Origin of the sequence: Rhizobium sp. BK418, from assembly GCF_004341105.1 — a bacterium.
In the GTDB taxonomy this organism is placed as follows: Bacteria; Pseudomonadota; Alphaproteobacteria; order Rhizobiales; family Rhizobiaceae; genus Rhizobium.
On sequence record NZ_SLZK01000004.1, the window covers coordinates 146,434 to 169,516 of the forward strand.

22 protein-coding genes are annotated in these 23,083 nt (G+C 58.8%); 17 read left to right on the plus strand and 5 right to left on the minus strand.

The genetic code is table 11. The features are described 5' to 3' along the window. The first annotated feature begins 22 nt into the window (after window positions 1–22). The 4 genes from EV281_RS17630 to EV281_RS17645 all read left to right on the plus strand — a co-directional run bounded on the left by EV281_RS17630 (window position 23) and on the right by EV281_RS17645 (window position 3,215). On the plus strand, window positions 23–700 hold the full coding sequence (locus EV281_RS17630) for a response regulator transcription factor (RefSeq protein ID WP_132654613.1): 678 nt from the start codon (window positions 23–25) through the stop codon (window positions 698–700). Then, window positions 697–2,067, plus strand: coding sequence for a HAMP domain-containing sensor histidine kinase (locus EV281_RS17635; protein WP_132654615.1), 1,371 nt, complete (start codon window positions 697–699; stop codon window positions 2,065–2,067). Before EV281_RS17630 ends, EV281_RS17635 begins: the two co-directional genes overlap by 4 nt. 86 nt (window positions 2,068–2,153) lie before the next feature. Then, entirely contained in the window at window positions 2,154–2,723 is a 570-nt protein-coding gene (locus tag EV281_RS17640) for an rRNA adenine N-6-methyltransferase family protein (protein WP_132654617.1), read from the plus strand. A gap of 6 nt (window positions 2,724–2,729) precedes the next feature. Beyond that, the gene (locus tag EV281_RS17645; protein WP_132654619.1) at window positions 2,730–3,215 is read left to right on the plus strand and encodes a VTT domain-containing protein; all 486 of its coding nucleotides are present in this window, start codon (window positions 2,730–2,732) and stop codon (window positions 3,213–3,215) included. On the opposite strand, the gene EV281_RS17650 is transcribed toward EV281_RS17645, so the two are convergent. Together EV281_RS17650 and EV281_RS17655 are read right to left on the minus strand one after the other, a co-directional pair. Next, a complete protein-coding gene (locus EV281_RS17650; protein WP_132654621.1) occupies window positions 3,212–3,967 on the minus strand; it encodes an IclR family transcriptional regulator in 756 nt (251 codons plus the stop codon). The two genes, EV281_RS17645 and EV281_RS17650, sit on opposite strands and share 4 nt — an antisense overlap. A 59-nt stretch (window positions 3,968–4,026) precedes the next feature. Then, window positions 4,027–4,938, minus strand: a complete 912-nt coding sequence (locus EV281_RS17655; protein ID WP_132654623.1) for an acetamidase/formamidase family protein — start codon at window positions 4,936–4,938, stop codon at window positions 4,027–4,029. Window positions 4,939–5,126: 188 nt separating this feature from the next. On the opposite strand from EV281_RS17655, the gene EV281_RS17660 reads away from it, so the two are divergent. Continuing rightward, window positions 5,127–5,480, plus strand: coding sequence for a YbaN family protein (locus EV281_RS17660; protein ID WP_245508318.1), 354 nt, complete (start codon window positions 5,127–5,129; stop codon window positions 5,478–5,480). A gap of 449 nt (window positions 5,481–5,929) precedes the next feature. On the opposite strand, the gene EV281_RS17665 is transcribed toward EV281_RS17660, so the two are convergent. Then, window positions 5,930–7,591, minus strand: coding sequence for a Na/Pi symporter (locus EV281_RS17665; protein ID WP_132654627.1), 1,662 nt, complete (start codon window positions 7,589–7,591; stop codon window positions 5,930–5,932). 472 nt (window positions 7,592–8,063) lie between these two features. Between EV281_RS17665 and EV281_RS17670 the strand changes: the two genes are divergently transcribed. Then, window positions 8,064–9,086: a class I SAM-dependent methyltransferase gene (locus tag EV281_RS17670; protein WP_132654629.1), complete on the plus strand. Its 1,023-nt coding sequence runs from the start codon at window positions 8,064–8,066 to the stop codon at window positions 9,084–9,086. Window positions 9,087–9,228: 142 nt separating this feature from the next. Here the strand turns inward: EV281_RS17670 and EV281_RS17675 are convergent, their stop codons facing one another. After that, complete coding sequence (locus tag EV281_RS17675) at window positions 9,229–9,456, minus strand: Ldh family oxidoreductase (protein WP_132654631.1); 228 nt, start codon at window positions 9,454–9,456, stop codon at window positions 9,229–9,231. A 23-nt stretch (window positions 9,457–9,479) separates the two neighbouring features. After that, window positions 9,480–10,241 (minus strand): FadR/GntR family transcriptional regulator, encoded by a 762-nt coding sequence (locus EV281_RS17680; protein WP_132655417.1) that lies wholly within the window; start codon window positions 10,239–10,241, stop codon window positions 9,480–9,482. 262 nt (window positions 10,242–10,503) lie between these two features. On the opposite strand from EV281_RS17680, the gene EV281_RS17685 reads away from it, so the two are divergent. From EV281_RS17685 to EV281_RS17735, 11 genes are all read left to right on the plus strand, one after another. Beyond that, a complete protein-coding gene (locus EV281_RS17685) occupies window positions 10,504–11,484 on the plus strand; it encodes a substrate-binding domain-containing protein (protein ID WP_132654633.1) in 981 nt (326 codons plus the stop codon). Between the two features lie 70 nt (window positions 11,485–11,554). After that, on the plus strand, window positions 11,555–13,078 hold the full coding sequence (locus EV281_RS17690) for a sugar ABC transporter ATP-binding protein (protein ID WP_245508301.1): 1,524 nt from the start codon (window positions 11,555–11,557) through the stop codon (window positions 13,076–13,078). A gap of 12 nt (window positions 13,079–13,090) precedes the next feature. Further along, window positions 13,091–14,098 carry an ABC transporter permease gene (locus EV281_RS17695; RefSeq protein WP_132655421.1) on the plus strand — a complete coding sequence of 336 codons (1,008 nt, stop codon included), beginning with the start codon at window positions 13,091–13,093 and terminating at the stop codon, window positions 14,096–14,098. Window positions 14,099–14,103: 5 nt separating this feature from the next. Beyond that, window positions 14,104–14,994 (plus strand): aldose 1-epimerase, encoded by an 891-nt coding sequence (locus EV281_RS17700; RefSeq protein WP_132654635.1) that lies wholly within the window; start codon window positions 14,104–14,106, stop codon window positions 14,992–14,994. A gap of 25 nt (window positions 14,995–15,019) precedes the next feature. Next, a complete protein-coding gene (locus EV281_RS17705) occupies window positions 15,020–16,645 on the plus strand; it encodes a GMC family oxidoreductase N-terminal domain-containing protein (protein WP_132654637.1) in 1,626 nt (541 codons plus the stop codon). An 11-nt stretch (window positions 16,646–16,656) separates the two neighbouring features. Further along, window positions 16,657–17,805, plus strand: a complete 1,149-nt coding sequence (dgoD, locus tag EV281_RS17710) for a galactonate dehydratase (protein WP_132654639.1) — start codon at window positions 16,657–16,659, stop codon at window positions 17,803–17,805. Between the two features lie 14 nt (window positions 17,806–17,819). Continuing rightward, a complete protein-coding gene (locus EV281_RS17715) occupies window positions 17,820–18,599 on the plus strand; it encodes an SDR family oxidoreductase (protein WP_132654641.1) in 780 nt (259 codons plus the stop codon). 177 nt (window positions 18,600–18,776) lie between these two features. Next, window positions 18,777–20,018 (plus strand): sugar ABC transporter substrate-binding protein, encoded by a 1,242-nt coding sequence (locus EV281_RS17720; protein ID WP_132654643.1) that lies wholly within the window; start codon window positions 18,777–18,779, stop codon window positions 20,016–20,018. A 27-nt stretch (window positions 20,019–20,045) separates the two neighbouring features. Then, entirely contained in the window at window positions 20,046–20,933 is an 888-nt protein-coding gene (locus tag EV281_RS17725) for a sugar ABC transporter permease (RefSeq protein ID WP_132654645.1), read from the plus strand. Then, window positions 20,933–21,769 carry a carbohydrate ABC transporter permease gene (locus EV281_RS17730; RefSeq protein ID WP_132654647.1) on the plus strand — a complete coding sequence of 279 codons (837 nt, stop codon included), beginning with the start codon at window positions 20,933–20,935 and terminating at the stop codon, window positions 21,767–21,769. Before EV281_RS17725 ends, EV281_RS17730 begins: the two co-directional genes overlap by 1 nt. A gap of 16 nt (window positions 21,770–21,785) precedes the next feature. Further along, on the plus strand, window positions 21,786–23,069 hold the full coding sequence (locus tag EV281_RS17735) for a sulfatase-like hydrolase/transferase (protein ID WP_132654649.1): 1,284 nt from the start codon (window positions 21,786–21,788) through the stop codon (window positions 23,067–23,069). The last annotated feature ends 14 nt before the right edge of the window (window positions 23,070–23,083 follow it).

Consider the following 23,083-nt stretch of genomic DNA (forward strand, 5'->3'; position numbering starts at 1 on the left):
GCTTTTGAAGTTGGACGATCGAATGCGCGTCTTGCTGGCGGAAGATGAACCGGAAATGGCCGCCGTGCTGACGGCGGCGCTTCGTAACAACAATATCATCACGGACCACGTTTCAACCATTGAGGCGGCCGAGGAGGCCGTACGGCTGAACAGCTACGATGCTCTGCTGCTCGATCGTAGCCTGCCCGATGGTGATGGGCTCGAACTGATCGCCGAAGCGCGCCGCATTCAGGCCGCCGTCCCCGTTATCATTCTGACGGCGCGCGGCGATCTGAAGGACCGGATCGAGGGGCTCGATCTCGGCGCCGACGATTATCTTGCCAAACCCTTCGCCGTCGAGGAGCTGATGGCGCGTCTGAGAGCCATCCTGCGCCGTCCGGGCAACATCGAGATCGAGAGCCTTTGCCTCGGCCGGCTGTATTTCGACCTGCGTAACCGCGAGGCGCGTGTCGGTGACGTTCCGCTGGAATTGCCGCGACGTGAATTGCTGGTGTTGGAAGCGCTTATGCGCCGCGCCGGCCGTACGGTTGAGCGATCGAGCCTGGAAGAGGCCGTCTACGGCATGGATGACGAGATCCAGTCCAATGCGCTCGATGCGCATGTCTCCCGTGTGCGCCGCAAGCTCGATACGGCAGGCGCGCGTGTCGAAATCCATACGATCCGCGGCGTCGGTTATCTGATCCGGCAGGCCCGGCCATGAAGAAGATGAAGTTCTATTCGCTGAAATGGCGGTTGATCCGCCGGCTGGTGGCGTTGCAGGCCGCGACGCTTGTGCTGATCGCCATTGCCTTCGCCTTCGTCTCCTGGATCTCGGGCATGAGCGGGATTTTCGCTCCAGATGAACATGCAATCGACGCGGTGACGCAATCGCTGGCCTGGAATCCAGATGGTTCGATGCGCATCACCAACACGGATGATCTGGATTACCAGCGCGACAAAGCAGCCGACTTCTGGTTCCTGGTGCGCGATCAGCAGGGGCAGATGCTGACAGACGGGAATGTGCCGGCGCAATATCGAGCCATAGCGAACTCGGGCACGGATATCGCCGAGGCGCGTTTCAACGGTGATGAGGACAATCCGGCGACAATTGCAGCGCGCCTGCAAAAGGTGAAGACCGATCACGGTGATCTCCTCGTCATCGTCGGACGTCAGGGCAGTCTCTCGGCCGGAAAACTTCTGGTCGTCTTCGTGGCGATCGCCTCCGGCGTTGTTCTGCCGGTCATTTTGCTGACGGGTCTGATCACACTGGCGGTTACGCCCTTCGTTGCGCGCGGTATCCACCGAGGATTGAATGAGGTGGCGCAGGCAGCACAAGGTATTGACGGAACGACACGCGGTTATCGCCTGCCGCTGGAAAACGTGCCGGAGGAAGTCGCGCCGCTGGTCATTGCCATGAACGAGACGCTGCAGCGCCTCGACGATGATCACAACAAACAGCGGCGTTTCATGCTGGCCGCTGCCCATGAATTGCGCACACCGATTGCCATCCTGCAGAACCGGCTGGAGACCATGCCGCCAACGGACGCGACCAATCGGCTCCTGGAGGATGTCGCTCGCCTCTCGACGTTAGCCCAGCAATTGCTCGACCTGCAGCGGCTCAATCAGGAACCGGTGCCGAACTGCACGATCGACCTTGCGTCGGTCGCAAGACGACAGGCTGCGGAGCTTGCGCCGCTGATCATCGCTGCCGGCTATCAGGCCAATTTCGAGCTGCGCTCGATGCCGGAACGCATTCTCGGGGACGAGACTGCGCTGGAACGGGCAATCGCCAATCTGGTGCAGAATGCTATCCAGCACGGCGGCAGGAGCGGCACGATCACCATTGCCGTGGAGCGTCCGGCGCAGATTTGCGTCAGCGATGAGGGCCCAGGCATTGCGCCGGAAGACCGGGAGCGGATTTTCGAGCCCTTCCAGCGCGCCAACGCGGGCGGCCAGGGTATTGGCCTCGGCCTCCACCTTGTGCGTGAGATCGTCAAAATACATCACGGGCGGGTGTGGGTGTCGGATGCGACTGGCGGCGGAGCGGCGTTCAATATGAGCTTCGAACCAGCGATCCAGAACGCTTAAATCTTTTGGCGCTGAGGAAGGGCGTCATGCTCGCATCATTTGAAGAGCTGATATCGGGTGTCGACTGATCGATACCGGAGAACTGCATGAAACAGCCGCCGCTGGCCGCCTTCTTTGGCGCGCTTCTCGCCGAGCCCAGGAAAATCGGCGCGATTGTGCCCTCCGGAGGGCGGCTGGCGCGGCTGATGACTAGCGAGATCGAGCCCACGGCAGGTAAAGTGCTGGAGCTTGGCCCGGGCACGGGGGTTTTCACAGCGGCACTTCTCAAACGTGGCTTGCCGGCCCGAGACCTGACATTGGTGGAGCTCGAAACCCGTTTCATCGCTCCGCTGCAGCAGCGCTTTCCGAATGTGACCGTTCTTCAGCGGGATGCGCGCGAACTTGCCTCCTGCAGGGCTGAGCTCGGGTCACAGGTGGCAATCGTCAGCGGTCTGCCTTTTCGTAACATGCCGATCGAGGTCATTACCGCCATCGTCGGCGGTGGATTCAGTCTGCTGGAACGTGGCGGTGCCTTCTACCAGTTCACCTACGGACAATCCTGTTCGGTGCCGTCAGATGTGCTCGGCGAACTCGGCCTGCGGGCGGAGAGGCTCGGCCGGGTGCGCCTGAATCTTCCGCCCGCAAGCGTCTTCCGTATCTCGCGCATAGAGGAGTGAGCGAAGATGGTCTTGCCGAACTTCGTCACCTGCCTGCTCGCAACAGGGCTCGGAGGCGTGATGATCGTCGCTATGCTGGAAAAGCTTGTGCCTGTCGTCCCTTCTGTCGGCCTCTATCTCCTCTTCGGGCTGACGGCGGGTTCGGAGTTTTCCGCGGTGATGCCGCTCATCGTCATCTCGGCTTTTGGCTCGATGTCGGGTTCGCTCTGCTGGTATTATCTGGCCCGGTTCTCGGGCGCCCATCCGCAGTTGCGGCTGCTGTCGAACTGGCTTGGGCGCTTCGCGGCCGTGCGGCAGGCCTCGAGTTGGTACTCGGAAAGCGTGACGCGCATGGCGCTGGTGCAGCTCGTGCCGGCCGCCCGCGTCTATTCAGCCCTCGCGTCGGCGGTTGTCACGATCGATGTGACCCGTTTCGCGATTGCCACTTTCATTGGCTGTCTAATCTGGAATGGCACACTGATCTTCGCCGGTTGGATGGTTCGGCACCTTTAGCGAAGCACTGTGCGCAGGGTGACTTGGGCTTCCCGCAACAGCGACAGGTAGCGCGCGACCATCTCGGTTGCCGGCACATGAGCGGCCGGCGCACCGATATTGATCGCGGCGACTGTCTGGCCACGCTCGTTCTGGACTGGTACGGCAATGGAGCAGAGGCCCAGCTCCAGTTCCTGATCGATCAAGGCATAGCCCTGCGCACGAACCTTACGGAGCTCAGCCATCAGTTCCTGAATATCGGTCTTGGTTCTCGGCGTATTCGCTTTCAGTTCGCTCCTGGAAAGAACGGCCAGGGCTTCAGCTTGAGGCAAAGCGGCAAGCAGGACCCGACCCATTGAAGCGCAATAGGCGGGAAGCCGGCTGCCAGGCGTCAGATTGATCGACATGACGCGGCGCTGCGAGGCGCGGGCGATATAGACGATCTCTGTGCCTTCAAGCACCGAGGCCGAGGCGCTTTGGCCGGCCTTTTCGGAGAGCGCATCGAGATGCGGTTGGATCAGCACCGGCAGCGGTGTCGCTTCCAGATAGGCGTGACCGAGCCGCAGGATCCTGGGCGTCAGGGTGAAGAACTTGCCGTCGTAGTCGGCATAACCGAGTTCAGCAAGCGTTAGCAGCGAACGGCGGACGGTTGCCCGATCGAGGCCGGTCAGCTTTGCGGCATCGGTGATAGACAGCCGGCGGTGCATTTCGCCGAAGGCTTCGATCACTTTGAGGCCGCGGGCGAAGCCGCTGACGAAATCACTTTCCCGCATGGGCTGGTCTGGCTCCCTGATGAAGGCTCGGAAGTTCGGCACCGATCTATCTGGATTAATCAGCGCACTGGAAGCCATTTCTTTGCAACCCGGCAGGCAACCGTATAGGCGGGGTCGAAGACGTTGCCTATGTCGTAGCGGACGACCTGGCCGAGCAAATGGCTGGCCGCGACCTTCGTCAGACCGTAGTCGGCGACAAGCACGTTCAGCATTTCGCTCGTTGCATGCTGCAGAGCCTGATCCAGCGGTCTCGCATTGCCGATAGTGACGATATCGTCAGCAACGTCGGCCCTTGGCCAGGAGATCGGCCTTCCCTTTTCAACGGTCAGACGGACGGTAACTTCGAACGTGGTCTCGACGCCAGTGCCGACAATTTCTCCATCTCCCTGGACTGCATGGCAATCGCCGAGAAAGAACAAGGCACCGGGCGCGGAGACCGGAAACCAGATTGTTGCGCCCGGGCCCAGCAGGCGGTAGTCCATGTTTCCACCGTAGGCGCCACTGGTCGCCGTCGAGATCGCCTGGCCATGGCTCGGCGCTACGCCGAAGCATCCGATCATCGGCGACAGCGGCAGCACAAGGTTTTCGATGCCGGCAACGGGTTCCCTGAGCTTCACAGTCATTGCTTGCCGGTCGATGTCCCAAAGCGTCTTCTCTGGCCTTGGAAGATCGCGAACCGCCTCCGGATCAATGACATTTGCCGCCAATACGCTTCGCGTAAAGCCGGTATCCCTGGTGGGTTTCATTTCCAGGATTTCGACCTTGAGGGCATCTCCAGGCTCCGCACCTTCGACGAAGATCGGCCCGTTCATGGGGTTGGGGCCGTGTGCCCGCTGCACGTTATTCTCATCATAGCCCCATGCATCGATAGTGCGGGTCACGACGGTGTCGCCGCTGGCGATCTCCAAGGCCGGAGGCATGGTCCCAATGACATTGTAAAAGGCGGTTGCGACGAAATGGTGGGTCGTCATTGTAGATGTTCCGATCAGATGTTTGGAATGTTTTGCGCGAAGCGATCCTGTGGTTCGATGAGCTTACGCGTCAACCAGGTGAGCGTCGATGTCAATCATCCCGATGAGGAGTGCGCGAATTGAATTCTACACCAAGTCCATCGCGCAGTTCGCTCCGACGAGCGATCTACATTTGCCTTGGTCTCCTGATGGTCGGCCTTGGAATTATTGGTGCCATCCTTCCGCTCATGCCGACGACGATCTTCTTCATCCTGGCCGCGTGGTTCTTCAGCCGGTCATCGCCTCGTCTGGAGGCCTATCTGATGGACAGTCGTTTCGGCAGCTCGTTACGTGACTGGCGTGAGAATGGCGCAATTTCCCGGAAATCCAAGATGCTGGCCCTGGTGGGGATGTTGGCTGGATACGCGATTTTCCTTGTGACCGCGGGACCCTCTCTTCTTCTCGCGATCATCGTCGGTGCATTCATCCTGGCTTGCGCTGCATACGTCGCCTCGCGGCCAGACTCAGCGGGACGCAGCGAGCCCGACGAAAGCGGCGGCTAACCCATCTCGTCGAAAAGAGGCACTTTACAACGCGTGTAAACTCAAATTATACGGCCCGCTCACTATTGCTTCGACACTCCCAGCATCCCACCTGAGCGCCATGCCAAAAACTCATAAACACAAGTTCCTGCGGGAACAGTATCGACGCATGCTTGCGTCCGACCACCACATCGATCCACGTTGGCGCGACAGTTTTGACGCCTTTCTGATCGACGTCGATCACCTGGCGCCGAATACCGGAAGCCGTCGAATTATCGGCCGCAGGAACCCCAAGCTCGGATTTGTACCCGGAAATGTCGAATGGCATTGGGAAAGCACGACGCTGCCGGCATCACGGGAAACCAGAGGACGTTAGGCCTCCGAACCTGTCGCTATCGTCTCTCCTGACGCATCGTCTTCCCTTCCTGTTGCTGGGTTTCAGGTCGGGCCACTGGTCTCGATTGCCAGGTTCAGGGATCGATCGCCTCGTGTCGGCCGAGGAGATGCGCCGCCGAGCGCCAGGCATGATGCGTGATCCGATCGAGCCGCCGAACAGCGTCGACGCGGGCAAAGGCTTCGGTAGCGGTCAATTTTCCGGGCGCAACGGCGGCGAGAGTTTCGGCGCGGTGATCGCGCTGCTTGGCATCAAGATCCTTCGCCGCGCGTTCAATGTCTGCGAACGAGGCGTCAACCTCGGCCGAAACGGTCCAGCCGATCGGCTCGGCTCGTGCCGTGAGTGCAGACTCGGCGGTAATCGAATCACTGACCATCTGCGTCGCCCGCATCGCCTGTCTGCAAAGCTCAGTAGCGCTCAGATCGTCGGAAGCACCGGGCGTTCGTCCAGGGATTCCGCCTTCGCCGAGGATCTCCACGAGCCTGGAGGCGTGTTCAAGCGCGTGCAGCGTGCTCGTCATGCGCAGCCGCTCCTCTTCCGTCTCGGGTGGTTCTTTCAGCTCGGACAGAAAATCCCGTGCCTGTGAGAGTGCGGCGGCTGCCGCTGCCGTATCCTGCATCCCGCGGCCGCCCTCGGACGAAAGGGCGGCGGCGATTGAAGCAGCCGATGTCTTCAGGATTTCCGCCACGACGCGTCGTGTGGTTTCGACCGCGATCACCGGATTGACGAGCGCGCTTGGATCGAGCGCACGCTCGAGCGGCGTCTCCCGGGAAGGCAGAAGTCGCTCCACGACACGGGTGAACCATTGCGTTGCCGGAAGGAGAACCGCGACACCGACGATATTATAGGCCGTGTGGTAGGCGGCCAGGAGCGTCGTCCCGTCGACGGACGCGGCAAATGCCTTCATCGCACTCGCAGTAAAAGGAAAGGCGATAATTGCAATGAGTGCGGCTGTGAGCTTGAACAGCACATAGGCAAGCGCCAGGCGCTTGGCCGTTGAGCTGGCGCCGATGGCTGCCAATGCAGAGCTCGTCGCCGTTCCGATATTCTGGCCGATGATCAGGGCCGAGCCCTGCTCGAGGCTGATTGCTCCGGCATAGAAAGCCGCAATGGTGACGGCGATGGCAGCCGTCGATGACTGCATGACCGCGGTCATCGCCAGGCCGACGACGATCAGGGTCAGGAGACCGATCGAGCCTGAGATCCAGCCAACTCCTGGCACACCCAGCACAGCAGGCAAATCGGATGGGTGCAGGCTTTCCGCAAGGCCCCCCATGCCCTGCTGCAGTGTCGTGAGCCCGTAGAGCACCAACGCAAAGCCTGCGACCGCGCCGCCCGCTGCCGCAGTCCGCCCGCCGCCCAACAGCTTGGCCAGCGCGCCGGCGAAGATCATGGGCAGGGCGTAGGCGGACAGCGAGACGCGCACACCCAGCAACGCCACGAGCCAGCCGGTGCCCGTCGTTCCGACATTGGCTCCGAACACGAGCCCGAGTCCTTGTGGGAAGGTCAGAAGCCCGGCATTGACGAGGCCGATCGTCGTCATCGTCACAGCGCTCGACGATTGCACGAGCAGCGTGATGAGGGCGCCCCAGAAGGCGCCTGTGAACGGGGTGGCCGCCGCTTTGCCGAGGACCGAGCGCAGGGCCGAGCCGGCCAGCGCCTTCAGTCCGTCGGTCATGACGGTCATCCCGAGCAGAAACAGCCCGACGCCGCCGAGAATGGCAATTACGGTCGACATAGGCGCCCCGTCTACTCTTCCGCTATCAATACTTCGTGCGGCACGGACAGGTCCTGATCTGCTCCGGCGAGACTTTTAGATGTTCGAGATCGAGCTTCTTCACTGTCTGGACGATCGCGGTCATCGGCTTTTCCCTTTAGTGCTCGCTAAATCAAATCATACGCGAATACTACCCTGTGTTGCGATTCCTTTTTTCATCGCAGGAAAGGCATATGTTTGGTAGCACCGGCGACGTCGTCCATATTATCGATGGGCGCGGGAGCCGCCAGGCGAAGAGCTGCCGCGGCGTCTATCGCAAACGGAATGGATTCCGGCACACGCCAACGTGGTACGATCAGACTAGTAGTTTATGCGGACGAGGGGGTACCAGATAGGGTTAGCTCGGTAAGTATTGTAGAATATGCGAATGCACGCATAATTTCTCGGGCTGGCGCTGCCAGGCAAGAGCAATCGAGAGCTCTGGGAGGGTCTCATGGAAACAATCGTTGAGGATGCCCATGCGGGCGTCGTGTCACCGGAACTCGTGGTCGATGCACTGTTTGCATGTCGAAAGACTGCAGCGATCAGGGCGGCCATCGAGCTCGATCTCTTCACTCATATTGGCGAGGGCAAGTCTGCAGCGCAGCTGGCAGCGGCAATAAGCGCCTCGGAGCGTGGGGTGCGCATCCTGTGCGACTACCTCGTGGTCCATGGTTTTCTGACAAAGGATAGCGGGCAGTACCGAATGACGCCCTCGACCAGAATGTTCCTGGATCGCAATTCGCCGGCTTATATGGGCGCTGCCGTCGAGTTCACAGCCGCGCCCGAAATATTGGATAACTTTTTGCGCGATCCGGCCGCCGTTGTGCGAAACGGCGGTTCGGCCGGGCTTGCGAACATGTCGCCAGACAACCCCGTCTGGGTGAAGTTTGCGCGCGGCATGGGCTCCTTTACGGGTCTAAGCGCCAAAATACTGGCGGACGAAATCTCCGGCTGGACCAAGCCTCCCCAAAAGGTTTTAGACATCGCTGCAGGTCCAGGTGTTTTCGGGATCGAAATTGCGAAGGCCTTTCCGTCTGCCGAGATCGTCGCCGTCGACTGGGCGGCCGTATTGGAGCTGTCGAAGCAGAATGCGGAAAAAGCCGGCGTGGCTAACCGGTACCGGACGATCACCGGCAGTGCCTTCGATGTGGAATGGGGTACGAGTTATGATCTCGTCCTGCTTCCGAATTTTCTGCACCATTTCGATCTGCCAACATGTGCCCAGCTCTTACGAAAGATCAGAGCGAGCCTTGCAGAGGATGGTCGGATTGTCGCGGTCGATTTCGTGCCGAATGAAGATGGCGTTTCGCCTCCTTTTCCCGCGGCGTTCTCTTGGGAGATGCTCGCCGGCACGCCTGCAGGCCAGGCCTATTCGCAGAGGGAACTGACAGAGATGGCAAGATTGGCTGGCCTTACCGGCGTCATGGTCAAACCGATGCCGCCAACTCCAGCAAGCCTCATTCTCTTCGAATAGTCAGCGGACCATTGGCTGCGTTGGGCCGGCAGGCGCACCTTCGGATCGGCCGTAATCGCTGACGCAAGCAGAGTAAGGCAGGAGACCGTCCCGGCGCCGCCCGTTGCTTTGGGATCGATCGCGATGATCATCTGCCCCAAGCTCAGGCGGTTGCTGCGGTCATCGAAGAGAGAGGTAGCTTCAAGGAGTAATTGCTGCCGATAATGCCCGCCGCAAGGATTTCGACCATGATCGCCAGCGCAGTGTCCCTCGCTTCGCCAAGGAGCATCATCGTGCCAATCAAAGCGTCGCCGGGGCTTCTGGTTCGTGTCCTATCAGCGTCGAGCGCCCAGTTATCCGGAATGTCAGTGTCCCTTTGATGCGCTGCCATCCCACGCGCGACATCATCGCAATTCAGATGTTTCGCTTGAGGGCGTCTGTGATTTCGGCGCGGGCAACCCCGATCAGGACTTCCATTGCGTGCCTTGCATCTTCAGGATTGCGCATGCGAATGGCTTCTAAAACGTCCTGGTGTTTTTGGATCGCCTGCTCGTGCGATTGGCTGGCGCGATTTGTCAGGCGGAAGCTTGCAAGGAGCGCTGCGCGTATTGCGCTGGCAAACTGGCGATACACCCAATTGCCGCTGGCATTGATAATTGCTGTATGGAACTCGAGGTCCGCCCGGCTCCATTCTTCGTTATCGCGCGCGTTTGCGTCAACCATGTCCTCAAACGCCTGGGCAATTCGCGCCAGCTGCTTGGCCGTGGCTTTGGCCGCCGCCTGTGCGGCTGCAGCCGGTTCCAGAAGCTGGCGAGCATCGATCAGCGAGGTGTAGAATGCTTCGTCGCCGCCGATTGAAAGCATAACGTCGAGCACCAGTGGGTCGAGGTGGTTCCAGTTCTCCCGATGCAGAACGATTGTCCCTGCTCTCGTGCGAGACCGGACCATTCCGAGAGCGGCCAGATATTGCATCGCTTCACGCAGGCTCGTCCGGCTGACGTCGAACTTTTCGGCCAACTCTGCTTCATTGGGAAGCGTTGATCCTTCGACGAACTCCCCCGCCACAATCATGTGAACGAAGCGGGACAGGAGGGATTCGCGCACTGTCCTTTTTCCTCGGGAGAGAATCTCATCTCCGCCTTCAGTCAATTTCCAATCAGTTCGCGTAATCGCCACCGATTTCCCTCCCCATTCGGTTGGCTCCAACTTGCTTCCGGCCGGAGGCCAGTCAAGCGCTGGTGCCAAAATATTATGTATCTCCACGCGCATTCCATTCTAAGAAATCATTTATCATAGAAAGCCAACCAAAAACCACACGTTTAAAAAAATAAATCGTATTTATATTGACATTGATACGACCCGGACTATGGTGAGTTCGGCTGGAGGGACCGGATGCGTCCGAGTTCAATGATGCCGTCGATCTTAAAGGGAGGGAGCGATGAAGCTCATCACGCGCGCCGCCATGCTGGCGCTGGGAACACTTGTAGCAACTGGCGCAACGCCTGCTTTTGCGCAGGATAAGGACCTCAAGGTGGGTGCGATCTATATGGACGCTCAAGGCTTTTATGCCGGCGTTCGCAAGGGTATTCAGACCGGAGCGAGCGATGCCGGCCGGAAGCTGGACATTGTCGAGACCAACGCCCAGGGCGATGTCAGCAAAGAATCTTCGTTTATCGACTCGCTTATTTCGTCAGGCGTGCAGGCGATCATCGTCTCCCCGGTTTCGGCGGACGGCTCCTATCGCGCAATCCGCCGGGCGCATGACGCGGGCATCCCGGTCGTATGCTACAATACGTGCCTGAACGATGCCGACATGAAGCAATACATCTCCGCTTACGCCGTCGGCGACCCTTATGATTTTGGTCACAAGCTCGGCGATGCCGCGGCCGATTACTTCCTCGCCGAGAAGAAGGATGCACCTAAGATCGCGGTCCTGAACTGCGAGTTCGTCGAGGTTTGCGTAACGCGCCGCAAGGGCTTTGAAGATGCACTGAAGGCAAAGGTTCCAGGCGCTCAAATCGTTGCCAATCAGGAAGGCGCAATTCTCGACAAGGCCGTCTCGGTCGCCAGCACGATGTTGTCCTCGAACCCTGACATCGATGCGTTCTTTGGCGAAGCCGGCGGTGCCACGCTTGGCGCAGCTCGGGCCGTCAAGAGCCAGGGCAAAACCGGTAAGGTCGTGGTCTTCGGCGGCGACATGACGACCGAGATCGCCCAGGAGCTCGCAGACTTTACAGTCATCAAGGCTGTCGTCGACATCTCGGGTCAGGGTCTTGGCAAGCTCGCGCTTGCGCAGGCAATCAAGTCGATCGATGGCCAAGCTCCCGCCGACATCAAGGTTCCTTACGACATCGATCTGTACAAGTCATCGGAAGATGGCAAGGCTTGGCTCAAGGCTCATGCCGACGGAATTCCGTGAGGCCCCGTCTGAAGGTCATATATTGAGGCCGCCGGGAAACCGGCGGCGCATCTGATCGGTGGAAGGTATTATGCAGACATCCCGTTCGAGCAAAGGGCCGCATCGCCCACTTGCATCGGTTAGAGGCTGCACCCGGCAGTATCCCGGTGTGCTTGCTCTTGACAATGCGACGTTTGAAGTGGTCGGCGGTGAGGTACGGGCGCTGCTTGGCAAAAACGGCGCTGGCAAATCGACGCTCATTCGTCTGCTGACAGGAGCCGAAATTCCGAATGCCGGAACCGTGGAGATCGATGGCGAAGAGCTGCGGCACAGCGGTTCGAGCCGTGCTCAGGATGCGTTCGACAAAGGTGTTCGCGTCGTCTACCAGGAGCTAAGCCTGGTGCCGGGAATGACGCTTGCCGAAAACCTGTTCCTTGGGCGATGGCCGCGAAGGGGTGGCGTCATCCAATATGCCGATATGGAAGCTGAGGCATCCGAGGCAATGAGCCGCCTTGGTCTCGATCGAGCTCCCAACACGCTGGTTGCGAGCTTAAGCCCCGCAGAGCGTCAGTTGCTGGAAATCGCCCGTGTCCTGCTCGGAAAACCCAAACTCGTTATTCTTGATGAGCCGACGAGCTCGCTCGCAGCGGCGGAGGCCGAGAAGGTGATGGCGGCCGTGAAACGGATCGCTTCGCAAGGCATCGCGGTCATCTATGTCAGCCACAGGATGAACGAGATACGCCAGATCGCGCATTCCGCGACGATCATGCGGGACGGGCGCATCATCGACACGGTCGATGTGAAGGGTGCTGATACCCGCGAGATCGTCAGGCTCATGCTCGGGTCGGACGCTTCGCAAGCCGATGGGCTGGAAAACAGAAGCCTTGAGAAGACCGTGCTTGAAGTCAGGGACCTTGCGCTTGCCCCGAAACTGAGCTCGGTATCCTTCGAGCTCAAGGAGGGTGAGGTTCTCGGTATTGCAGGTCTTCTCGGCGCGGGCCGGACCGAACTGCTCCAGGCTATCATGGGGGTGCGAACGCAAGACCAAGGCGACGTGCTGGTCGATGGTGTTACGGTTAGGCCAGGGCACTACAAGCGGATGATCTCCAGGGGTTTCGGTTACACGCCGGAAAGCCGGAAGGAGGAGGGCATCATCCCGCTTTTGGGTGTCGACGAAAACATTCTGGCGACAAATTTTTCCGGAGTGAGCAGGAGCGGGATTCTCTCCGCCAGGATGATGGCCGATGCGACACGCAGGGTTATCGAAAGGCTGCACGTCAAGACGGCGCGGACAAATACTCCGATCGGCACGCTGTCAGGCGGAAACCAGCAAAAGGTCGTCATCGGGCGCTGGGTCTACGCTGACAGCCGCGTCCTTTTGCTCGATGAGCCCACCAGAGGCGTTGACGTGGAGGCGAAGGCGCAGATTTACGCGATCATCCGTCAGTTGGCGGCTGAAGGACGCAGCATCATCTTCGTCTCCAGCGAAATCGAAGAATTGCCACTCGTTTGCGACCGTGTGCTGGTGCTCCGGGACGGTAGGCTTCGCGAAGAATTCAAATCGCCAAACATCGATCAGGATGCCTTGATGGCTGCCTGCATCGCCGGACATTGAGGGAGACATATGATGTCACTCGACCAGGCTGCAAAGCCCACATCCGCCCGGACTTCCAAGAAATCGGGTTTTACATTTTCGCAGCACATGAACGAGCTAAGCCTGTTTGTGGCAATCCTCGTGCTCTACGTGGTCTTCACATCGACTGCCAATGGTTTCCTTTCCTTCAATAACCAGATCAATATCCTGCGTGATGCGGCCACGATTGGTATTGCGGCTTGGGCGGCGACGCTGATCATCATCGCCGGCGAAATCGACGTCAGCGTCGGCCCTATGGTCGCCTTTATTTCGGTCGTGCTGGCGTTCCTGCTTCAATGGGGTGTGCCGACACCAATTTCCTTTGCTCTTGCGATCGTGGTTGGAGCATTGCTCGGCTCCATCGCCGGAGCCTTGCGAGCATATTGTGACGTTCCCTCATTCGTCGCGACGCTCGGGCTCTGGAGCGCGCTCAGGGGCACGGCTCTGTTCGTAACGGACGCGCTGCCAGTTTCCATCGGTCGAAACGACACGCTGGACGCCCTCGATCGCTCGGTTCTGGGGATACCGCCAGCCGCAATCATCATGTTGGTCTTGTTCGCGATCTTTGCCTTTGTGAGCCGGAAAACCGCATTCGGCCGCTCCGTATTTGCAATCGGCGGCAATGCGCATGCGGCTTTTCTGAGCGGTATCAGCGTCTCGGGCATCCGCGTAGCGCTCTTTGCGATCGCGGGAGCAATGGCTGCAATCTCGGGCATCCTTCTTGTCTCACGTCTGGGCTCTGGTAATGCCACGGCAGCAACGGGACTGGAGTTTGACGTCATCGCGGCTGTCGTCGTGGGCGGCACCTCGCTTTCGGGCGGACGCGGGTCGATGCTTGGCACGCTGCTAGGCGTTCTCGTCATCACCCTGATTGGAAACGGCCTGGTTCTTCTCGGTATCAACCCGTTCTTCCAGCAGGTTGTCCGTGGTCTCATCATCGTCATCGCCGTTCTCGCCAATATCCAGGCGATCAAGCGCAGCATGTCACGCAACAGGGGGTGAGGGCGATGACGATCGTGGACCTGCAGTCCGGACCGCTCTCGCTTCGTGTTTCATCGAAGGGTGGGCTGGTGCTGGGTTTCTGGAAAGAAGCAGATGTCGGTAGAGTGCCGCTATTGCGTCCTGCGCCATCGGCCGAGGCTGATGCACTCTCGTCCTCCTGCTATCCATTGATCCCCTTTGGCAACCGTGTCAAAGGCAACCGGTTCGCCTTTGAGGGCATCGAATATCGGTTCGAGCCAAATACCAAGTGGGATAAGCATTACCTGCACGGCGAAGGCTGGCAGGCGGACTGGTCGATCAACGGGCAAACACAGACTTCAGTCGAAATGAGTTTCCTCCACCGCGGAGGCAATACGCCTTACGCTTACCGCGCGAGCCAGGGTTTTGTATTGAACGACGCCAGCCTCACGATGACGCTTACAGTCGAGAACCTTGGTGAACGCGCTATGCCGTTTGGTCTTGGCTGGCATCCGTATTTCCCGATGACGCCGGAAACAACGCTTCAGGCTCGATCGGAGAAATTCTGGACCGAAGTGGACGAGTGGTTGCCAGGTGAGCGCACCGATATTCCGGTCGATCTTGATTTCAGCAAACCTGCCGAATTGCCGCATCGATGGGTCAATAACGGATTCGAGGACTGGAATGGCGAGGCGAGGATCGCATGGCCCGAACGCCGCACCGCGCTGAGGCTTTCGGCGGATCCGATCTTCAAGCATGCGTTTGTTTTCGTGTCTGATACGGCCTTCGATCCGAACTTCGAGTGTGACTACTTCTGCTTTGAGCCCATGACGCATCTGGCCAATGGCCATAACCTTCCCGATCTTGGCGGCCTGAAGGTTCTTGGCCCGGGCGGGCACCTGTCCGGAAGTGTCCGATTGCATCCCGAAAATATCTAACAGATATCCATATCGGAGTTCATGAATGTCTACGGAAGACCGTTACGACTACATTATCGTTGGCGGCGGAAGCTCCGCCTGTGTGGTCGCGGCTAAGCTTGTTCGAGAAGGAAAGGCGAAAGTCCTTCTGCTTGAGCGGGGACCCGCCAAGGCAAGCCCAATCATGCATTTTCCTGCCGGCTACATGAAGTTCCTTGCCAAAGACACCTACCTGTCCATGCATCAGACGAAGCCGCAGCCGCAGTTGAACGGACGCGGCCCGATCGTCCCGCAAGGTAAGGTGCTCGGCGGCGGCAGCACGGTCAATGCCATGGTTTATATGCGCGGGCAGGCAGCAGATTTCGACCTCTGGAACGCGCTGATCAAGCCGGAAGGATCGAATGACAATGCGTGGTCCTACGCCGATCTGCTCCCATACTTCAAGGCCCAGGAAGACAACGACCATCTCGCCAACGAATTTCACGGGGTTGGTGGGCCGCTCAAGATTTCCCATCTCGGTCACACCAGCCCGATGACGCGAACCTATGTGAAAACGCTTCAGGCAATGGGCATACCGTACAATCCCGACTTCAACGGCGCGCATCAGTTCGGCGTCGGATTCATGCAGCATACGATCGACTGGACGACACGAAAGCGCTCGAGCGCCGTCGACGCTTTCCTCGCTCCCGTCATCAACGACCCGTTGCTGACGATCGAGACTGAGGCGACCGTCACGTCTCTTGAAATGGATGGTGACCGCGCCGTGGGCGTTTTCTATGTGCAGAAGGGTGCGCGGAAGCAAGCCAAGGCCGGCAACGAAGTCATTCTTGCTGCCGGTGCGTATCAAACTCCCAAGCTGATGATGCTTTCCGGTATCGGCCCGCAGGAGGACCTGAAGCGCCACGGTTTAAAAACTACCGTCGCCTTGCCAGGCGTCGGAAAAAATCTGCAGGATCACTACGAATGCCCGGTCGTCGCGACCACCAGGGGCTCGTTCGGCTACTACGGGCAGGATCGCGGATGGCCAATGATCAAGGCAGGATTGCAGTATCTCATGTTCAAGTCGGGACCTGTCTCGACTACTGGAGTCGAGACCTGCGCTTTTTACGATCCCGATGGAAACAACGACCGGCCAACGATCCAGATGTTCTGCGTTCCAACCGTTTATCTAGACCGTGACGTCATGGGGACAGAGCCGGGTGACGGTGTGACCATCAATTCGCTCCTGCTTCGTCCCAAGGCGCGCGGCTCAGTGACCTTGGCCTCCAGTGATCCATTCGCCGATCCGATCGTTGATACCCAGATTTTTGGCCATCCGGACGACTTGCGTCTGACAATGGCTGGCTTCCGTTTCGCTCGAACGGTGCTGGAGGCGATGCCCATGAAGGAGTTCATCGACAAGGAGATATTCCCGGGTCCAGACGTAACCAGCGATGAGGCGATCGCCGCTCACTGCAAGCGGACCGTAAAGACGGGATACCATCCGGTCGGGACTTGCAAGATGGGGACTGACGCCGATCCGGAAGCGGTGCTCGATACCAATCTTCGGGTTCGCGGAACGCGCGGTCTGCGCGTCGTCGACGCCTCGCTGATGCCGACAATCGTCAGCGGGAATACCAACGCAGCCGTTATGGCGGCGGCCGGAAAGGCCGCCGACCTGATCCTTAGCTAATAGGTTCCAAGATGAAAATCACCAAGCTGACCACCTATATCGTCCCGCCGCGCTGGCTGTTTCTGAAGATCGAAACCGATGAAGGCATCGTCGGCTGGGGTGAACCGGTCGTCGAAGGCCGTGCGCTGACCGTCGAGGCCGCCGTCCACGAACTCGCCGATTACCTTATCGGGAAGGATCCCTTCCTAATCGAAGACCACTGGACGGTGATGTATCGCGGTGGTTTCTATCGCGGCGGCGCGATCCACATGTCAGCGATCTCGGGTATCGACCAGGCGCTCTGGGACATCAAGGGCAAGGCGCTCGGCCAGCCGATTCATTCGCTGCTTGGCGGCCAGGTGCGCGACCGCATCAAGGTCTATTCCTGGATCGGCGGCGACCGTCCCTCCGATGTCGCCCGCAACGCCAAGGATGTCGTCGCCCGCGGCTTCAAAGCCATCAAGCTCAATGGCTGCGAGGAAATGCAGATCGTCGATAGCAACGAGAAGATCGACAAGGCGGTCGAGACCATCGCCACGATCCGCGAGGCGATCGGCCCGCATATCGGCATCGGCGTCGATTTCCACGGCCGTGTGCACAAGCCCATGGCAAAAGTTCTCGCCAAGGAACTCGAGCCCTACAAGCTGATGTTCATCGAGGAGCCGGTTCTCTCCGAACACCGCGAAACCCTGAAGGAAATCGCCAACCATTGCTCGACGCCGATCGCGCTCGGCGAACGCCTCTATTCGCGCTGGGACTTCAAGTCGGTCCTGTCGGACGGCTATGTCGACATCATCCAGCCGGATCTGTCGCATGCCGGCGGCATTACCGAATGCCGCAAGATCGCCGCCATGGCCGAGGCCTATGATGTAGCGCTGGCGCCCCACTGCCCGCTCGGGCCGATCGCACTTGCTGCCTGCCTGCAGGTCGATGCCGTCTCCTATAATGCCTTCATTCAGGAGCAGAGCCTCGGCATCCACTACAACAAGGGCAATGACATTCTGGACTACATCTCCAACAAGGACGTCTTCCAATATGCCGACGGTTTCGTCTCCATTCCGCAAGGCGCCGGCCTCGGCGTCGAAGTGGACGAAGCCTATGTCATCGAGCGCGCCAAGCAAAGCCACCGCTGGCGCAATCCGATCTGGCGCCATGAAGACGGCAGCTTTGCCGAATGGTGAGAAGAGAGGGTCCTATGTCGAGGCGCCTAAGCAACAAACGCATCCTGATTACAGGCGCGGCCCAAGGTATTGGTCTTGCGATCGCAAATGCTTTTGTCCGCGAGGACGCGAGCATCTTTCTCATCGATCGCGATGAGACTCTGCTTTACCAAGAGGCTGCAAAGCTTAAGAACGAGGGATATCGCGTCGGCGCTCAAGCGGCTGATATCACCGACGCGAAAGCCATCGCCGCTGCCGTCTCCCAGGCGCAATCAGAGATCGGACGGATTAACGCGCTCGTCAACAACGCCGGCGTCAACGTCTTTGCCGAGCCGCTGGAGACCAGCGACGAGGAATGGAACCGCTGTTTCGATATCAATCTCAAGGGTGCGTGGAACTGCTCGAAAGCCGTGCTGCCCGGGCTGATCGAACAGGGCGGCGGCGTGATCCTGAATATTACCTCGACGCACTCCTTCACGATCATCCCGCATACGTTCCCATATCCGCTCGCCAAGCACGCGCTTCTTGGCATGACCAAGTCTCTTGGGCTCGAATATGCACCGAAGAACATCCGGGTTAACGCGCTTGCTCCTGGCTATGTCGCGACCCAGAAAGTCATCGACTATTGGGCCGGTTTTCCCGATCCGGAAGCGGCCAAAGCCGAGACTATGAAACTACATCCTGGCGGGCGAATTGCCGCGCCGGAGGAGATCGCCATGGCGGCCGTCTTCATGATCTCCGACGAGTGCCCGTTTATGAACGCTACCTGCCTAACCGTCGATGGCGGCTTGAGCGTTCAGCAGCATCCGGCCTGATTAACTGATTGCGCGTCCAATCTGCGGTTATCCCACGCGCTCGAAATTTCTGAGTCGGCTGAAGAATTGACTTTTCAACGTTTCTAAGTTAATCCATTAACTTATTGGCATTCCGGCATTCTTGAGGAGGGGTGACCGGTCCGGTAGCGGCTTGCCATATGCTAGGGAGGAGATAGCATGAAACTCGCTGAACGACTGATGGTCGGCGCATTCGGGCTCGCGCTCGCAAGTGTCGCAACGACTGTAAAGGCCGAGACTTTAAAAATCTATTGGAACGCTGGCCACGCCTATCCGGCCTACGCCGATGTCATAAAGCAGTTCGAGAAGGATCATCCGGGATGGAACGTCGAGTGGGGGCGGTTCCAGTGGCCCGACCTGCGCACCAAGCTGGTGGCGGACCTTTCCGTGGGTAATGCACCGGATCTTGTCGCTGAACCGGGTGGTTGGGTTCCGGAATTTGCCCTTCAGGGAAAAATAACGCCACTCAACGATTATGTCGCCAAGGACGGGAAGGCGATGGGCTATCCCGACGATTGGCAAGATTTTTCGGTCGCCCGAAATACGATCGACGGCAAATATTATGGCATCCAGCTGCATCTGACCTGCGCCACCCTCGTCTATAATACCGACCTCCTAAAGGCGGCAGGGATCGAGAAGCCGCCATCCAACTGGCAGGAATTTCGCGATGCGGCGATCGCGGTGACCAAGACGGGGCGCTTTGGTTTTGCGCCCAATCAGGTTGCCGCCTATTTCACGCCGTGGATCTATCAGAATGACGGCAAGTTCTACGACAAGGCATCGAATAAAGTTGCCTTCGATAGCCCGCAATCGGCCGAGGCGCTACAGTTCGTTGCCGATCTGATCCACAAGGACAAGGCTGCGACCGCTCCGGTCGCCGGTGCCGACTACGAAGGGCCGCAAAAACTTTTCACCGCCGGCCGTGCCGCCATGATCCTGACCGGTCCCTGGGACGTCGGTCCGATCAAAACCGGCAATCCGAATCTTCACTGGGATGTTGCCCCGTCCCTGACGGAGAAGCGTCAGGCGACGATGTCCGGTGGCGTCAGTCTCTTCATTCCGAAAGATGCCAAGCATCCTGCGGAGGCATGGGATCTGTTGAAGCGTTTCGTCGCGCTTGACACCGAGCTTGCCGCTTCCATCCCCAACGGGATGACAATGCCGCGCAAATCCTGGGCTGCAGATCCGAAGGTCAAGGCAGATCCGGTGCTCGGCAAATTCAGCCAGTGCCTCCCGTATGCCGTCGATTACAGTGCCGATATTTCGCTTACCGGCAAAAACGCCAGCGTGCAGGACCTCTTTACGGCAGCCGTCCAGGACATCCTCTACAACAACAAGCCAGCGCAGGCCGTGCTGTCGGACTATGCCGCCAAGGCAAACGCGGAACTTCAAAAGAAGTGATCGAAACCAACGACGGAGTTCGTCGGCATGAAGTTCTTTGCAAGTCATAGCGGCCGTCAGGCAGCCTTTGCCTACATCGTTCTATCGCCGGCGATCCTCTATTTCGTCATCTATTTCTTCTACCCGATTGCGGTTGAACTCTGGGCCAGTTTCTATCGGGGACAGCCGCTGATCGGGGAGTCCCAGTTTGCCGGCTTCGACAATTATATACAGGCGCTCACGGACCAACGTGTCCGTGACGCATTCTTCAGAACCGCGATCTTTGCGACCTGTGGGACCATCTTCACTCTGTTACCTGCCTTAGGTCTGGCGGCGATCCTGAGTGGCCCCGTGAAGGCGGCCACGACAATCCGTGCGATCATCTTCTTTCCGTATATCATCTCTTTCGTCATCGTCGCGCTGATGTGGAAGAGCATTCTCGATCCCTATACCGGTATGCTCAATGCGGTCCTCGCCACCCTCGGCCTGCCTATGCAGAGCTGGTTGAGCACGCCCTCGACTGCATTGTCCGTCATCATCGGTGTGACCGTCTGGAAGGACATCGGCTATGCGATGCTGATCTATATCGCCGCCATCCAGTCCATCCCCAAGGATCTCTATGAGGCGGCCGACGTCGACGGCGCGTCGCCACTGCAGAAGTTCGTACGTATTACGGTGCCGCTCCTTACTCCGACGACATTGTTTCTCGCCGTCATCAGCATGATTGCCCATCTGCAGGATCTGTCTGCTCCCTATCTTCTGACGGGAGGCGGACCGGCAGAGGCAACGCGTCTCTACGCGCTGCACGTCTACAATACCGCTTTCGTCGAGCTCAACATCGGCTATGCCTCGGCGCTTTCGTTCCTGATGCTGATCGTGATCCTGGTTGTGACTGCCCTCCAGTTCAAGTTTCTGAACCGGGAGATTACCTACTGATGACGCGTGTCGTGAACCGGCGGCCCCCCGCCATATCGATATTGACCTACCTGGTCCTCGGCGTGTTCGTCCTTCTCGCCCTGTTTCCGTTCTTCTACATGCTATCGCTATCGCTGCAGAGCGATGCCGACCTGTTCAGCGGTGTTCCAGTCATCATCCCCTCGCAGCTGCAGTTTTCCAACTACGTTACGATCTGGGACAAGGCGCCATTCGCCCGCTTCATCGTCAACAGCTTTGTGATCGCCGGCGGCATCACGTTTCTTCACCTGCTCTTCGATCCGCTCGTCGGCTATGTCTTTGCGAAGCTCGAATTTCCCGGCAAGCGCTTCATGTTCGCGTCCCTTCTGTCGACGCTGATGCTGCCTTTCTTCATCCGCATGATCCCGCTTTACATTCTGACGGCTGAGCTTGGCTGGCTCGATACCTATCAAGGGCTCATCATGCCGTTTGCGATGAGCGCCTATGGTATCTTCATGATGCGGCAGTTCATCCGCCCGATCCCGGTCGATCTTCTCGACGCGGCAAGGCTCGACGGGGCATCGGAATGGCGGATCTACCGCGCCATCGTCCTGCCGCAGCTCGGGCCGCCGATGGCTACGCTCGGACTATTGACTTTCGTCTTCCAGTTTAACGAGTTTCTCTGGCCGCTGGTCGTCGTCAGCTCGGTCGAGATGCGGCCCATTACAACGGGCCTGACCCTGTTCAATTCGGAATTCTTCACCCAGTGGAACCTCACGGCGACGGGCGGGGTAATCCTGTTCGTTCCGAGCCTGCTGCTCTTCGTGTTCATGCAGCGCTTTTTCGTCCAGTCGGTGATGATGTCCGGCATGAAGTAGTCAAGATGAGGAATCCATGAAGAGCTCTCCGAACGTCATCGTCTTCTTCACCGATCAGCAGCGCTGGGATACTGTCGGCCTGCACGGTCACCCGTTGAAGCTGACGCCGAATTTCGACCGTCTGGCTCAAGCCGGTATGTTCGTACCGAATTCCTTTACCTGCCAGCCTGTCTGTGCTCCGGCGCGCTCCGCACTGCAGACCGGACTTTATCCCACCACTACCGGATGCTACCGCAACGATATTCCGCTGCCGAAGGAGCAGAAGACTCTGGCTCACCGGTTTGCCGAGGGCGGCTATGAGACGAGTTACATCGGCAAATGGCATTTGGCGTCGCAGGAGCCGGTGCCAGCGGATCAGCGTGGTGGTTATCAGCATTGGCTGGCCTCGAACATTCTCGAGTTCACCTCCTATGCCTATGATACGACGATGTTTGACGCCGCAGGCCAGCCGGTCAAGCTGCCGGGATATCGCGTCGACGCACTGGCGGATGCCGCTATCCGTTACATCTCGCGGCCGCGGGAAAATCCCTATTTCCTATTTTTGTCCTTTATCGAGCCGCATCACCAGAACGAGTTCGACAATTATCCGGCACCGGTCGGCTACGAAGACCGGATCCGCAAGCAGATGCAACTGCCGATGGATCTCGCCGCGCTCGGCGGATCGTCCGATCAGCATTACCCCGGTTATATGGGAATGATCCAACGGCTCGACGAAGCACTCGGACGCCTCGTCGACGCCTTGATCAGTCTCAACCAGCTCGACAATACGATCATCCTCTTCACGTCCGATCACGGATGTCACTTCAAGACCCGCAACAGCGAATACAAGCGCTCCTGCCACGAGGCGTCGATCAGGGTACCAACATTCTTTCACGGCCCCGGCTTCATGGGCCGTGGACCGCATGAAGGCCTGGTCAGCCTGATCGATCTGCCACCGACCTTGCTTGCGGCCGCCGGCCTTCCGGTTCCGCCAGAGATGCAGGGTCAGTCGATTCTGGGCAGGAAGGTCTCTGACGATGAGGCCGTCTTCATACAGATCAGCGAACACCATGTCGGGAGGGCGCTTCGCACGCGACGATGGAAATATGAGGTTGGGGCGCCTGAGCTCAGCGGCTGGGATGACAAGAACGCGTCGCGATACGTGGAAACACATCTCTATGATCTGGAGAATGATCCATACGAACTGGACAACCTGTGCCGGCATGGAGAATATGCTGATGTACGCGAGATCTTGCGAAGGGACCTGTCGCGTCGCATTGTCGAGGCCGGAGAGCCTCGACCTGAGATTGTTCCGATCTGAATGAGTACGCAAGC